The organism is Actinosynnema sp. CS-041913, from assembly GCF_050942485.1.
Lineage (GTDB): Bacteria > Actinomycetota > Actinomycetes > Mycobacteriales > Pseudonocardiaceae > Actinosynnema.
This window is the reverse complement of sequence record NZ_CP192037.1, coordinates 7,042,252-7,056,238: the sequence shown is the minus strand read 5'-3', so window position 1 is coordinate 7,056,238 and position 13,987 is coordinate 7,042,252. Positions and strand designations below refer to the sequence as shown.

General features: G+C 71.8%; 10 protein-coding genes. 6 read left to right on the top strand and 4 right to left on the bottom strand.

The annotated features are described in order from the left end of the window. Positions 1 to 198: 198 nt before the first annotated feature. From uvrA to ACQPZF_RS31510, 3 genes are all read left to right on the top strand, one after another. Positions 199 to 3,078, top strand: a complete 2,880-nt coding sequence (gene uvrA / locus ACQPZF_RS31520) for an excinuclease ABC subunit UvrA (RefSeq protein WP_433263184.1) — start codon at positions 199 to 201, stop codon at positions 3,076 to 3,078. A 328-nt stretch (positions 3,079 to 3,406) separates the two neighbouring features. Continuing rightward, positions 3,407 to 3,886 carry an SRPBCC family protein gene (locus tag ACQPZF_RS31515; RefSeq protein ID WP_433263182.1) on the top strand — a complete coding sequence of 160 codons (480 nt, stop codon included), beginning with the start codon at positions 3,407 to 3,409 and terminating at the stop codon, positions 3,884 to 3,886. A 113-nt stretch (positions 3,887 to 3,999) separates the two neighbouring features. After that, positions 4,000 to 4,893 (top strand): hypothetical protein, encoded by an 894-nt coding sequence (locus ACQPZF_RS31510; protein ID WP_433263180.1) that lies wholly within the window; start codon positions 4,000 to 4,002, stop codon positions 4,891 to 4,893. A gap of 74 nt (positions 4,894 to 4,967) precedes the next feature. On the opposite strand, the gene ACQPZF_RS31505 is transcribed toward ACQPZF_RS31510, so the two are convergent. Genes ACQPZF_RS31505 through ACQPZF_RS31495 form a run of 3 tightly spaced genes read right to left on the bottom strand, consistent with a single transcriptional unit; the run spans position 4,968 to position 9,222 of the window. Then, positions 4,968 to 6,362, bottom strand: coding sequence for a GntP family permease (locus ACQPZF_RS31505; protein WP_433263178.1), 1,395 nt, complete (start codon positions 6,360 to 6,362; stop codon positions 4,968 to 4,970). Continuing rightward, on the bottom strand, positions 6,359 to 7,945 hold the full coding sequence (locus ACQPZF_RS31500) for an N-acyl-D-amino-acid deacylase family protein (RefSeq protein WP_433263176.1): 1,587 nt from the start codon (positions 7,943 to 7,945) through the stop codon (positions 6,359 to 6,361). The genes ACQPZF_RS31505 and ACQPZF_RS31500 overlap by 4 nt, the downstream gene beginning before the upstream one ends. Before the next feature lie 14 nt (positions 7,946 to 7,959). Next, complete coding sequence (locus ACQPZF_RS31495) at positions 7,960 to 9,222, bottom strand: amino acid deaminase (protein ID WP_433263174.1); 1,263 nt, start codon at positions 9,220 to 9,222, stop codon at positions 7,960 to 7,962. Between the two features lie 108 nt (positions 9,223 to 9,330). Between ACQPZF_RS31495 and ACQPZF_RS31490 the strand changes: the two genes are divergently transcribed. The 3 genes from ACQPZF_RS31490 (at position 9,331) to ACQPZF_RS31480 (ending at position 11,511) form a co-directional block, all read left to right on the top strand. Further along, positions 9,331 to 10,299, top strand: a complete 969-nt coding sequence (locus tag ACQPZF_RS31490; protein ID WP_433263172.1) for a sugar kinase — start codon at positions 9,331 to 9,333, stop codon at positions 10,297 to 10,299. Next, positions 10,296 to 11,045: an IclR family transcriptional regulator gene (locus ACQPZF_RS31485; protein ID WP_433263170.1), complete on the top strand. Its 750-nt coding sequence runs from the start codon at positions 10,296 to 10,298 to the stop codon at positions 11,043 to 11,045. The genes ACQPZF_RS31490 and ACQPZF_RS31485 overlap by 4 nt, the downstream gene beginning before the upstream one ends. An 82-nt stretch (positions 11,046 to 11,127) precedes the next feature. After that, positions 11,128 to 11,511, top strand: a complete 384-nt coding sequence (locus ACQPZF_RS31480; RefSeq protein WP_433263168.1) for a RidA family protein — start codon at positions 11,128 to 11,130, stop codon at positions 11,509 to 11,511. 125 nt (positions 11,512 to 11,636) lie between these two features. Here the strand turns inward: ACQPZF_RS31480 and ACQPZF_RS31475 are convergent, their stop codons facing one another. Further along, positions 11,637 to 13,922 (bottom strand): ATP-binding protein, encoded by a 2,286-nt coding sequence (locus ACQPZF_RS31475; protein WP_433263166.1) that lies wholly within the window; start codon positions 13,920 to 13,922, stop codon positions 11,637 to 11,639. Positions 13,923 to 13,987 lie beyond the last annotated feature (65 nt).

Sequence of the window (13,987 nt, the reverse complement as noted above, 5' to 3'; positions counted from 1 at the left end):
GGCCTATCGTCCCAGCGTAGGGGCGTTCGCTACCGACCGGTAGAGCCGTTGGCGCACGATCGCGGACGGGCCCGCCCGTTTTTGTCGGGGGTCGCCCTTAGCATGGAGCCCGCCCCTGCCCGACAGGTCTGTCGTGGTGGTCCAGTACGCTTTTTCGAACATCTGTTCGGGGATGGCCGAATACCGAAGGGAACCGTTGTGGCTGACCGCCTTGTCGTTCGCGGCGCGCGCGAGCACAACCTGCGGGGCGTGGACCTCGACCTGCCGAGGGACAGCCTCATCGTGTTCACCGGGCTGTCCGGCTCGGGCAAGTCCAGCCTCGCGTTCGACACGATCTTCGCCGAGGGGCAGCGGCGGTACGTCGAGTCGCTGTCCGCGTACGCGCGGCAGTTCCTCGGCCAGATGGACAAGCCGGACGTCGACTTCATCGAGGGCCTGTCGCCCGCCGTCTCCATCGACCAGAAGTCGACCAGCCGCAACCCGCGCTCGACCGTGGGCACCATCACGGAGGTCTACGACTACCTGCGGCTGCTCTACGCCCGCGCGGGCAAGCCGCACTGCCCGACCTGCGGCGAGGCGATCTCCAAGCAGACCCCGCAGCAGATCGTGGACCAGGTGCTGGCGATGGCGTCCGGCACCAAGTTCCAGGTGCTCGCGCCGGTCATCCGGGGCCGCAAGGGCGAGTACGTCGACCTGTTCTCCACGCTCCAGTCGCAGGGCTACTCGCGCGCGAAGGTCGACGGCGTCGTCTACGCGCTGGGCGAGGTGCCCAAGCTGAAGAAGCAGGAGAAGCACCACATCGCGGTGGTCATCGACCGGCTGAGCGTGAAGGCGAGCGCGAAGCAGCGGCTGACCGACTCGGTGGAGACGGCGCTGCGGCTGGCCGACGGCCTGGTCGAGCTGGAGTTCGTGGACGTGCCGGAGAACGACCCCGGCCGCGTGCGGGGCTTCTCGGAGAACCTGGCCTGCCCGAACGGCCACCCGCTCGCGATCGAGGACCTGGAGCCCCGGTCGTTCTCGTTCAACTCGCCGTACGGCGCGTGCCCGACCTGCACCGGCATCGGCGTGCGCAAGGAGGTCGACCCGGAGCTGGTCGTGCCGGACGACGAGCTGTCGCTGGCCGACGGGGCGATCGCGCCGTGGGCCAGCGGCCAGACCGCCGAGTACTTCACCCGGCTGCTGGAGGCGCTGGGCCTGACCATCGGGTTCCGCATGGACACGCCGTGGCGGCAGCTCCCCGCGAAGGCGCAGAAGGCGGTCCTGCACGGCGTGCCGGAGCAGGTGAACGTCCGGTACAAGAACCGGTACGGCCGCGAGCGCTCGTACTACGCGAACTACGAGGGCGTCATCCCGTTCCTGGAGCGCCGGCAGGAGCAGACCGAGTCCGAGTACATGCGGGAGAAGTACGAGGGCTACATGCGGGAGGTGCCGTGCCCGGTGTGCCAGGGCACGCGCCTCAAGCCGGAGATCCTGGCCGTCACGCTGCACCACGGGCGCAAGGGCGACAAGTCCATCGCCGAGGTGTGCGCCATGTCGGTGGCGGAGTGCTCGGAGTTCCTGGACGGCCTCAAGCTGGCCAAGCGCGAGGCGATGATCGCCGGCGCGGTGCTGAAGGAGATCCAGGCCCGGCTGCACTTCCTGCTGGACGTGGGCCTGAACTACCTGTCGCTCGACCGGGCGTCCGGCACGCTCTCGGGCGGCGAGGCGCAGCGCATCCGGCTGGCCACGCAGATCGGCTCGGGCCTGGTGGGCGTGCTGTACGTGCTGGACGAGCCGTCGATCGGCCTGCACCAGCGCGACAACCACCGCCTGATCGAGACCTTGACCAGGCTGCGCGACCTGGGCAACACGCTGATCGTGGTGGAGCACGACGAGGACACCATCCGCACGTCGGACTGGGTGGTCGACATCGGTCCGGGCGCGGGCGAGCACGGCGGCGAGGTCGTGCACAGCGGCCCGTACCAGGAGCTGCTGAAGAACAAGAACTCGATCACCGGGGCGTACCTGGCGGGCCGCAAGCAGATCCCGATGCCGTCGACGCGCCGCAAGGTCGACAAGAAGCGCCAGCTCACGGTCGTGGGCGCGCGCGAGCACAACCTGCGCGGCATCGACGTGTCGTTCCCGCTGGGCTGCCTGGTCTCGGTGACCGGCGTGTCCGGCTCGGGCAAGTCGACGCTGGTCAACGACATCCTGGCGACGGTCCTCGCGAACAAGCTCAACGGGGCGCGCCAGGTGCCCGGCCGCCACACCCGCATCCGGGGCCTGGACCAGGTCGACAAGCTCGTGCAGGTCGACCAGTCGCCGATCGGCCGCACCCCCCGGTCGAACCCGGCGACGTACACCGGTGTGTTCGACCACATCCGCAAGCTGTTCGCGGCGACCACCGAGGCGAAGGTGCGCGGCTACCAGCCGGGCCGGTTCTCGTTCAACGTCAAGGGCGGGCGCTGCGAGGCGTGCGCGGGCGACGGGACCATCAAGATCGAGATGAACTTCCTGCCGGACGTCTACGTCCCGTGCGAGGTGTGCAAGGGCGCCCGGTACAACCGGGAGACGCTGGAGGTGCACTACAAGGGGAAGACCATCTCCGAGGTGCTGGACATGCCGATCGAGGAGGCGGCGGCGTTCTTCGAGCCGATCAACGCGATCCACCGCCACCTGCGCACCCTGGTGGACGTCGGCCTCGGCTACGTGCGCCTGGGCCAGCCCGCGCCGACGCTGTCCGGCGGTGAGGCGCAGCGCGTGAAGCTGGCGTCCGAACTGCAGAAGCGCTCGACCGGCAAGACGGTCTACATCCTGGACGAGCCGACCACGGGCCTGCACTTCGAGGACATCCGCAAGCTGCTGGGCGTGATCAACGGCTTGGTGGACAAGGGCAACACGGTGATCGTGATCGAGCACAACCTGGACGTGATCAAGACGTCCGACTGGCTGGTCGACATGGGCCCGGAGGGCGGGTCCGGCGGCGGCATGGTGGTGGCCGAGGGCACGCCCGAGGAGGTCGCGGACGACGAGGACAGCTACACCGGCCAGTTCCTCCGCGAGGTCCTGGGCACGACGGCGGCAGCGGTAGCGGGCTGATCCCCGAACCGGCACCGAGGCGAGGCCCGCCGAGTCGACGGCTCGGCGGGCCATGCTTGTGCGACCGGGCTGCGCTGGGCCACATCGTGGGTGACCGGGCTGCGCTGGGCCACATCGTGGGTGACCGGGCTGCGCTGGGCCACATCGTGGGTGACCGGGCTGCGCTGGGCCCCGTCGTGGGTGGCCGGGCTGCGGTGGGCACGCCCTGGGTGACCGGACGGTGTGGGTCAGCCCTCGGTGTCCGAGCAGCGCGGGCCGCGGGCGGCTTGGTCATGTCGCCCGAATGGCTCACTGGTGCGGCCGTTCGCTCTAGGCGACCATCTCGACTATGCCGCTCACGACCGTGCCGCTGAACTCGTACCGCTTCCGCAGCGTCTGGCAGGTCGACTCGCCACCGGATGAGACGTTCGACGTGCTGGCCGACCTGGGCAGCTACCCGCACTGGTGGCCGGAGGTCCGGGAGGCGCGGCAGATCGCCGAGCGCGCCGCCGAGCTGCGCTGCCGGTCCCTGCTGCCCTACGACCTGGTCTTCCAGACCTGGCACAACGCGAAGGAGCCCGAGTCCGGGCTGCTCAAGGCCGATCTGGTCGGCGACCTGGACGGCACGGCGAGTTGGCGCGTCCGGCCCGACGGCGAGGGCTCGCGGTTGGTCTACGACCAGCACGTCACGGTCCGCAAGCCGCTCCTGCGCGCCCTCGCGCTCATCGGCCGCCCGTTCCTCAAAGCCAACCACGAGCTGATGATGCGCAACGGCCAACGCGGCCTGCGCACCTACCTGGCAGGTTTCCAGGCGGCTCGACGCGGGTGACGCCGGCCGGGACGGGAAAATCCGAAGAACGGTGAACCCTCCCGGCGAACCGTCCGTGTTGGTGGCAGTCGGTTGCCGCAGCGGATGCCGGCGATCACCCCAGGAGGTTCACCATGACCCGCACTCGTGCGGCCGTTTTCGGGGCCGCCCTCATCGGTGTCACGCTGCTCGGCGCGTGCGGCCAGGCGACGCAGGCTGGAGCGCCCCATCCCACCGCCCAGCAGCAGGAAATCGTGCTGGCGCAACAGGAACAGCCAACCCCCGACCCCGCCGCGGCGGATGGGCCGGTGCTGGCCACGGCGGTCGTGACCGGTCTGGGGACGGTGCTCACCGACGGCAAAGGCCTGACGCTGTACCGGTTCGACCAGGACACCGCGAACCCGTCGCTGTCCACTTGCGACGGTGACTGCGCCGTGAAGTGGCCGCCCGCCTTGGCACCGGCCGGCGAGGTGCAGGCCCAGGGCGTGGACCAGGGTCTCGTCGGCACGGTGGAGCGCGAGGACGGCACCAAGCAGCTCACGGTCGGCGGGTGGCCGGTGTACCGCTTCGCGCAGGACGCCGCGCCCGGCGAAGCCAAGGGGCAGGGCGTGGGCGGCACGTGGTTCGTCGCCGCGCCGGACGGCAAGAAGGCCGCGCAGGCCGCCGCCGGGCTGACGTTGACCACCGCGTCCGTCGGCAACCTGGGCACCGTGTTGACCGATAAGGACGGCATGACGCTGTACCGCTTCGACAAGGACACCGCCGACCCGTCCGCGTCCAACTGCAACGGTGACTGCGCCGTGAAGTGGCCGCCGCTGCTGGTCGAGTCGGACACCTTCGAGGTGCAGGGCGTGGACAAGGCGCTCGTCGGCACCGTGCAGCGCAAGGACGGCAAGAAGCAGGTCACCGTCGCGGGCCGGCCGCTCTACCTGTTCGCCGACGACAAGGTGTGCGGTGAGGCCAAGGGCCAGGGCGTGGGTGGCGTGTGGTTCGCGGCCAAGCCGGACGGCAAGAAGGCCGGTGTGTGAGGACCACCTGAATAACCCCTCGAAAAAGCCAGTGCCCGCCGGGAACACGTCCGGCGGGCACTGGCGCGCGGCGGTCACACCACGAGACTGAGCAGCGCTGCGACCGCGAACCCCACGACGGAGAGGATGGTCTCCAGCACCGTCCACGTTTGCAGGGTTTCCTTGACCGACAGGCCGAAGTACCGCGACACGATCCAGAACCCGCCGTCGTTGACGTGCGAGGCGATGATCGAGCCGGCCGCGATCGCCATGACCACCAGCGCAAGCTGCGGCTGCGAGTAGCCGAGTTCCGCCACGACGGGCGCGACGATGCCGGTCGTGGTCACGATCGCCACGGTGGCCGAGCCCTGTGCGATCCGCATGCCGCAACTGATCACATAGGACAGTGCGATCACCGGCAGCCCGAGGTCGGACAGCTCGGTCGCGAGCACGTTGCCCACACCCGTCGCCGACAGCACCGCGCCGAAGAACCCGCCCGCGCCGACGACGAGCAGGATCATCGCCACCGGCCGCAGCGACGCCGCCGACAGCTCGCCGACCTGCGCCCGCGTCATGCCGCGCCGGTACCCCAGCAGCCAGAACGCCAGCAGCACCGCGATGGTCAGCGCGACGGCGGGCGTGCCGAGGAACGTGAACACGCCGAGCACCGTGGAACCCTTGGGCAGCAGGATGCTCCCGAACGTCCCGGACAGGATCAGCGCCAGCGGCACCGCGATGATCCCGAGCACCAGCGACAGCGGCGGCTCGCCGCGCGACTCGTCGGCCCGCAGCTTCTCCGCCGCCGCCAGCATCTCCTCCGGCACCGGCACGACGATCCGCTTGCCGACCCACGCCGAGAACAGCACGCCGCCGATGAACCACGCCGGGATCGCGACGGCCAGCGCCATGATGATGATCCAGCCCAGCGACACGTGCAGCAGACCCGCGGCGGCGACCGGACCTGGGTGCGGTGGCATGAACGCGTGCATCACGGACAGACCGGCCAGCAGCGGCATCGCGTACAGCACGATCGACCGCCCGCTGCGTTTCGCCGCCACGTAGACCAGCGGCGCCAGCACGAAGATGCCGATGTCGAAGAACACCGGGACGCCGAAGATCAGGCCCGCCAGGCCCATCGCGAGCGGCGCGCGCTTCTCCCCGAACGCCTTCAGCAGCGACCGAGTCAGCACCTCCGCGCCGCCGGACGCCTCCAGGATGGCGCCGAGCAGCGTGCCGAGGCCGATGATCGCGGCCACGTGCCCGAGGATGCCGCCGAACCCGCCCTCCAGCAGCGAGCCGGACGCCTTCTGCGCGGAGCCGACCAGCTTCTCGACCGGCAGGCCCGCGGCCAGCGCCACCAGCAGGCCGACCACGAGGAGCGCGATGAACGGCTCCACCTTCACCTTGATGATCAGCACCAGCAGCAGGGCGATGCTGAGGCCGGAGAGCGTCAGCAGCCCTCCGGTGGAATGCTGCAACCAGTCGATCACGCGCGGCTCCGGGTGTTTCGCAGGGAATGGCCGGGCAGGGCGTCGGTGCGCCTGCCGTCGTCGATCACCGGAACGCCGTTCACGATGACGTACGGGATGCCCTCGGCGGCCTGCCGGGGGTTGTCGAAGGTCGCGGTGTCGGCCACCGCGTGCGGGTCGAACAGCACCAGGTCCGCCGCGTAGCCCTCCTTCACCAGACCGCGATCGGTGAGGCGCAAGCGTTTGGCGGCTCGTCCGGTCAGGTGGGAGACGCACTCCTCCAGGCCCAGGACGCCCAGGTCGCGCACGTACCGCGCCAGGTAGCGGGGGAACGTGCCCCACGCGCGCGGGTGCGGCCGGTCGCCGACCAGCAGCCCGTCGCTGCCGCCGGTGTGCGCCGGGTGCCGCATGATCGCCTGGACGTTCTCCTCGTGGCCCACGTGCATCAGGCACGACGTGCCGAGCCGTTCGGCGATCAGCACGTCGAAGTACAGGTCGGCGGGCGACTTCCCGGCGGTCCGCGCGGACGCCGCCACGCTGTGCCCGACGAGGTGCGCGTGCTCGGCCTTGCGCACGCCGTTGATCTCGATGGCGTCCCAGTCGATCGGCACGCCGTGGCACCCGTCGGAGCCGGTCTCCTCGATCTCGACCCGGATCCGCTCCCGCGTGTCCACATCGGACAGTCGCGCCAAGGTCGCGTCGGGGCCGCCCTCACCGCTCCAGCTCGGCAGCAGGGCGGACAGGTAGGTCGCGCCCGGCAGGTACGGGTAGGTGTCCAGGGTGATGTCCGCGCCCGCCGCGATCGCGTTGTCCAGCAACGACAGCAGCTCGCCCGCGCGGCCCCGGTTCACCTCGAAGTTCATCGTGGCGTGCGCCAGGTGCAGCGGGCAGCCGGACTCCCGCGACACGTCGACCATCTCGGCGTACGCCTCCAGCGCGCCCGCGCCGTAGCTGCGGTGGTGCGGGCTGTAGAACCCGCCGAGTTCGCCGACCACCCGGCACAGCGCGACCAGCTCGTCCACGCCCGCGTACATGCCCGGCGTGTAGGTCAGGCCCGACGACATGCCGACCGCGCCCTGCGCCAGCGACTCCGCGAGCACGGACCGCATCCGGTCCAGCTCCGCCTCGGTCGCGGGCCGGTCGTCCCAGCCGACGCACAGCATCCGCAGCGTGCCCTGCGGCACGAGGTAGGCGGCGTTCACCGCGATGCCCTGGTCGAGCCGGTCCAGGTACTCGCCGACCGACCGCCAGTTCCAGTCGAACCCCGCCGGGTCGTCGTTCCAGCCGGCGAGTTGGGCGCGCAGCGCGGCCAGCACGTCGTCGTCCACGGGCGCGTAGGACAGCCCGTCCTGGCCGATGACCTCGGTCGTCACGCCCTGCGAGACCTTGGCCAGGTGGTCCGGCCGCGCCAGCACCTGGAGGTCGGAGTGGGAGTGCATGTCGATGAAGCCGGGCGCGAGCACCAGCCCGTCGGCGTCGACCGTCCGCATCCCGCTCACGGAGCCGATCCCGGCGATCCTGCCGTCCCGCACACCCACGTCCGCCCGGTAGCCGGGCGAGCCCGTGCCGTCCACCACCCGCGCGCCCTTGAAGACGATGTCCACGCCGCCGTCCTTTCTCAGAAGTACGTGCGAACCAGGTCGACGACGGTGGTGCCGTCGACCACCGGGAGCAGTTGCCACTTGTCGAACACCGTGCAGGGGTGGGACAGCCCGAACCCCACCCAGTCGCCGACCTCCACCGTCGAGCCGGCGGGCAGTTCCAGGAACGTGTGCTGGTCGTTCAGCGCGGTCACGACACCGTCGACCGGCCGGGCCACGCCGTCCCGGCCGCGCACCACCTGCGGCTCGGGCAGGCCCTCGTCGAACGACGCGTCCCGCTTGCCCATGGTCAGCAGCGCCAGTCCGGGCTCCGGCTTGGACGTCACCTGCGCCCACGCCCGCAGCGCCGACCGGAACGGCTGCTCGCCCGCTCCGCGCCCCAGCGGCGAGATGCCCCGGTAGAAGCCGTCGTCGTGGGTCACGTACGCGCCGCTGCGCAGCACCGGCCGCACCGGGAACGGCCACGGCCCGGTCAGCGCCGCCGCCACCTGGTCGAAGTACGCGCTGCCGCCGCCCGTGACGATCGGCTCGGCCACCTCGAACAGATCCTTGATCCGCACGGCGAGCTCGCGCAAGTCCGTCAGGTACTCGTCCACAGTGGACAGTGCGGACGGCGAGGCGTCGTGCGCCAACGCGCCCTCGTACCCGGCGACGCCGACCACCCGCACCGCCGGGCTCTGCGCGGCGGCCCGCGCGACCTGCACCGCCGTCTCCAGGTCGCGGGCCCCGGTCCGGCCGCCCGGAGCGCCCAGCTCCACCAGCACGTCCACCGGGCGCCCGGGCGAGCCGAGCGCTTCCGACATGCGGTGCACCCCGGCCACGGAGTCCACCCAACAGGTGAACTCGAACGCCGGATCGGCGGCCAGCTCCGCGGCGACCCACGCCAGTCCGGCCGGGTCCACGAGCTGGTTGGCCAGCAGCACCCGCCGCACGCCGAACGCCCGGTACACCCGGAGCTGGCTGACGTTCGCGGCGGTGATCGCCCACGCCCCGTGGTCGAGCTGGCGGGTGAACAACTGGGGTGCCATGGTCGTCTTGCCGTGCGGGGCGAGCAGGACGCCGTGCGCGGCGCACCACGCCGACATGGTGGCCAGGTTGTGCTCCAGCGCGGCGGCGTCCAGCACCACCAGCGGTCCGACGAAGCCGTCGGCGAACAGGTCCAGCCGGCGGTCGGCGACCTCGCCGATCGTCGAGCCGAAGGTGCTCGCGGGCAGGCCCTTGAACCGCCAGTCAAGGCGTTCGGCACGGATCGCGGCCACGGCGGCGCGGTCGATGTCCACTGTCTCGCTCCTCACGTTGCGTAGCTCGCAACGGCTATTGCGCGATGTGATGCTGATCTGTGTAACATTCGGCTGCCGCCTCGTCAATCAAAGGGCTCGGAGGAGCGGATGCGGTTCGACCTAACGGGCGGCGTGGTGTGCCTGGGCGAGACCATGGTGGTGCTGGTGCCCGCCGAACCCGGTCCGGTGCGCGCGGCGCGCACCTGGACGCGGGCCATCGGCGGCGCCGAGTCCAACGTGGCCATCCACCTGGCGCGGCTCGGGCTGCGCAGCCGGTGGGTGGGCGCGGTGGGGGACGACGCGTTCGGCGGGGCCGTGCTCGACTTCGTGCGCGGCGCCGGCGTGGACGTGTCCGGCGTGCGGGTGGACCCGACCCGGCCCACCGGTCTCTACGTGAAGGAAGCGGACGCGGCGGGCAGCCCCGTCCGGTACTACCGGCGCGGTTCGGCGGCCTCGGCCCTCGGGCCGGACACCCTGGACCGGCTCTCGCTCGACGGCGTGCGGCTGCTGCACGTCAGCGGCATCACCGCCGCGTTGTCCGACCGCTGTTTGGACCTGCTGCGCGAGGTGCTGTTCCGGCCCCGGCGGCACCTGGTGTCGTTCGACCTCAACTGGCGGCCCGCGCTGTGGCCGGACCGCGACCCGTCCGTGCTGCTGGAACTCGCCGACGCGGCGGACATCGTGCTGACCGGCGCGGACGAGGCCGAAGCCGTGTGGGGCACCGGCGACCCGGCCAAGCTGCGCACGCTGCTGCCCGGCCCGTCGAGCATCGTGGTGAAGCAGGGCGAGCAGGGCGCGACCTTGGTGGAGGACGGCGAGTTCACCTACCAGGAAGCGCTGAAGGTCGACGTCGTGGAGCCCGTCGGGGCCGGTGACGGGTTCGCCGCCGGGTACCTCGCCGCGCACCTGGCGGGCCTGCCGCCGACACGCCGACTGCGCGCGGGGCACCTCCAGGCCGCCGCCGCCCTGCTCACCAGCGAAGATGTGGGCGAACCACTGCCGCCCGACGTGACCGGTCCGCTGCTGGACGCCGATCCGCCGACGTGGGCCGCCGCGCACCTGAGGAGAGTGGGATGAGCCAGAGCCTGGACCGGGCGCTGACCCTGATGGAGGAGTTGGCGACCGGCGCCAAGACGTTGGACGAGCTGTCCGCCGTCATCGAGGTGCACAAGTCCACCACGCTGCGGCTGCTGCGCACCCTGGAGTCGCACCGGTTCGTGCGACGCGACGGCGTGCACCACTACCGCCTGGGCACCGCGCTGTTCGACCTCGCCAACCGCGCGCTGGAGGAACGCGACGTGCGCCGCGCCGCCGAACCCGCGCTCCGCGACCTCAACGCCCGCCTCGGCTACACCGTCCACCTGGCGTCCTACGAGGGCGGCGAGGTCATCTACATCGACAAGTACGACAGCACCCACCCGATGCGGATGTACTCGCGCATCGGCCGCCGCGCCCCGCTGCACTGCACGGCCGTGGCGAAGGTGCTGCTGTCCGACCTGCCCGAAGCCCGCCGCCGCGAGGTCGCGGACACCATCGACTACGTGCCGCTGACCGCGAACACCATCACCACGCCCGCCGCGTACCTGGCCGAACTGGACCGCGTGCGGGACCGCGGCTACGCCGTGGACAACGCCGAGCACGAGGACTTCATCCACTGCGTCGCGGTGCCGATCAGAGGCTCCCGCGGCGAGGTGGTGGCCGCCGTCTCGATGTCCGTGCCGAAGGTGATGCTGGACTTCGACGGCCTGCTCGGCCACCTGCCCGACCTCCTGGCCACCGCACGCACGGCCTCCGTCGAATGCGGCTGGTCCCCCCGCGACTAGACCGGCCAGGTCCTTCCGGCAACCTCGCGCCGCGTCAGCGGAGCCGAGGCAACCCAACACCGATCACCACAGGAGCAGACGTATGTCCAAGACCGAGATCACGACTTCCAACGCGCCCAAGCCCGTGGCGTCGTTCTCGCAGGGCGTCCGCAAGGGCAACGTGCTGCAGGTCGCGGGCCAGGTCGCGTTCGACCCCGCCACCAACGCCATCGTCGGGAGCACGGTGGCCGAGCAGACCCGGCAGGCGCTGGCCAACGTGGCGGCCGTGCTGGCGGCGGGCGGCGCGTCGCTGGACGACGTGCTGATGCTGCGCGTCTACCTCACCGACACCGCGCACTTCGGTGAGATGAACGAGGTCTACAACGAGATCGTCACGCAGCAGCCGTTCCCCGCGCGCACCACGGTCTACGTCGGCCTGCCCGAGGGCCTGCTGGTCGAGATCGACGCGCTCGCGGTGGTCGACTGAAAGTGAGGCATCCTCAGGTACTTCTGCCGGTTGTTCTGCGTGGCACCGCGCGGACGGCGGCGGTTGACTGGAGCCGGCCCCCGAGCGAGTCACGGAAGGATCAGACGGCGATGGCTAGGAACGCATCACCGATCGGCTGACCGCAGCTCGGCGGCCCGCGAACGGCATTGACCGGCCGCGACCGGGTCACCGAGGTCGTCATGCACATCGGCCAGCACGTCGAGCACCGCGCCCAACCGGTGGTGGCGGTGCTCGATGAGCATCTCGGCCGCTTCGACCAGCTCGGCACGCGCCTGGACCAGGTCGCCGAGCCGGCACAGCGCCAACCCGCGCAGGTGCCGGGCGTCACAGGTGCTGCTGGGGGCGGTGGCGGCGATCGAGAGTCGCAACGCCTCGGTCGCCGCCTCCAGCACCTCCGGCCACCGCGCCAGCTCCGCCAGGCTGTCGGCGGCCCGCACCAGCAGGCTCGCCTGCATCTCGACGGCCATCACCGGAGCCAGGTCCAGCACCCCGGAGCGGACGTTCGCCAGCAGTTGCCGGTGCACGTCGACGGCCTGCTCGTACTGCCGCAGACCGTGCAGCACCAAACCCAGGCAGGACAACGAGATCTGCTCGCCCAGCAGGTACCCGGCCTGCCGGAACAACACCCGCGCCCGGCCCGCGCTCTCCTTCGCGGACGCCAGCTCACCCGACCGCAGCTCGGACGCGGCGCGGTAGTGCATCGCCCAGCCCTGCTCCTTCAGGTCACCCGACGCGATCGCGGCCCGCCACGCTTCACCGTGCAGCGCAAGGGCTTCCCCCGGCTTGCGCAGCAGCACGCACAGCGTCCAGGTCAGGAAGTTGAGCTGCACGGCCTCGTCGCGCACGCTGCCCACCGCCCGCGCCGCCGCGACGCCCGCCGTGAACACCTCCGCCCACGTCCCGCCGTGCCCGCGCTGGTCGGAGTACCAGTGCACGGCGGTCGCCAGCCGCAGCACCTCGCGGTGCATCCCGTGCGCGGCGGCCCACCGCACCGCGCCCACCCAGTTGGCCGTCTCGGCGGTCAGCCACGCGTCCGCGTCCTCCTGCCCTTGCAGGGACTCCGTCGGCGTGTCCCGCGCGTCCGGGCCGAAGAACCCCGCCGCCTCGACGGCCGTGTCGATCAGGTGGCCGACGACCCGCCGCCGCGACTCCTCGTGGTCGGGCTCCTCGTCGGCGAGCCGTTCCGCGGCGAACACCCGGACCAGGTCGTGGAACACGTACCGGCCGGGCGTCTCGGCCGTGTTCAACAAACTCACGTCGACCAGTTCCTCCAGCGTGTCCTCGGCGGCGAACCGGTCGACGTCCGCCGCCACTGCCGCCAGGTCCGGCGTGAACGTCGCGCCGGGCGCGAGCGACAGCCGCCGGAACAGCAGCGCGGCCTTGCCGCCGAGCTGCCGGTACGACATCTCGAACGCCGTCCGCACCTGGAGGTCGCCCGCCGTCAGCGCGGACAGCCTGCGCCGCTCGTCCGCGAGCTGCCCGGCCAGGTGCGCCACCGTCCACTGAGGACGGCCGGCCAGCCGGTTGCCCGCGATCCGCAGCGCCAGCGGCAGGTGCCCGCACAGCGTCGCCACCTGCCGCGCCGCCACCGGCTCGGCCGCCACCCGCGACCGGCCGGCGATCGCGCCCAGCAGGTCCACCGACTCGGCCGGCCCGAGCACGCCCAGCCCGAGCCGCGTCACGGCCTCCAGCCCGCCCAGCACCTGCCGGGACGTGACCAGCACCAGCGACCCGTCGCCGGTGGCCAGCAGCGGGCGCACCTGCGCCTCGTCGGCGGCGTTGTCCAGCACGAGCAGCGTCGACCGCCCGCGCAGCCGCTCCCGGTACAGGTCCGACCGCTCGGCCTCGCTGGCCGGCGGGTCCTCGACGCCCAGCGCCAACAGCATCCGGTGCACCACCTCGGCCGGGTGCGCCGGCCGGGCGTCCATCCCCCTGAGGTTGAAGAAGAAGCACCCGTCGGCGAACCGCGGCCCGAACCGGTAGCCCGCCCGCACGGCCAGGCTCGTCTTCCCCGCCCCCGGCGGGCCGTGGACGACGACGACCGACGTGCCCGCGGCGACGGACGCGGCCTCGGCGAGCGCCCGCAACGCCGGCTCCCGGCCGGTCAGGTCCACGACGTCCGGCGGCAGCGCGCACGGCGCCACGGCGATCGGCTGCCGCCGCGCCCGGCCCTCCTTGGCGGCGGCGGCCAACGCCCGCAACTCGTCCGGCGACACGGCCAGCACCCCGGCCAACGCCTCCACTGTGCGCCGCTGCGGACCCCGGGCCCGGCCGCGCTCCATGTCGCTGATGGCACGGACGCTGACCCCGGAACCGTTCGCCAGCTCCTCCTGGGTCAGCCTCGCGCGCTGCCGGTAGGCACGCAGCAGATCGCCGAACGTCGTCCCCACTGCTCCGACCCTACTGCGCCGCGAGAACGCGGCGTCCCGCCGGTATTGCTGGTATTGCTTCCGGC

What these genes read in the sequence shown, in the direction of transcription:
- ACQPZF_RS31515 (WP_433263182.1), top strand. Translation starts at nt 3,407, where the DNA reads ATGCCGCTCACGACCGTGCCGCTGAACTCGTACCGCTTCCGCAGCGTC.
- ACQPZF_RS31510 (WP_433263180.1), top strand. Translation starts at nt 4,000, where the DNA reads ATGACCCGCACTCGTGCGGCCGTTTTCGGGGCCGCCCTCATCGGTGTC.
- ACQPZF_RS31490 (WP_433263172.1), top strand. Translation starts at nt 9,331, where the DNA reads ATGCGGTTCGACCTAACGGGCGGCGTGGTGTGCCTGGGCGAGACCATG.
- ACQPZF_RS31485 (WP_433263170.1), top strand. Translation starts at nt 10,296, where the DNA reads ATGAGCCAGAGCCTGGACCGGGCGCTGACCCTGATGGAGGAGTTGGCG.
- ACQPZF_RS31480 (WP_433263168.1), top strand. Translation starts at nt 11,128, where the DNA reads ATGTCCAAGACCGAGATCACGACTTCCAACGCGCCCAAGCCCGTGGCG.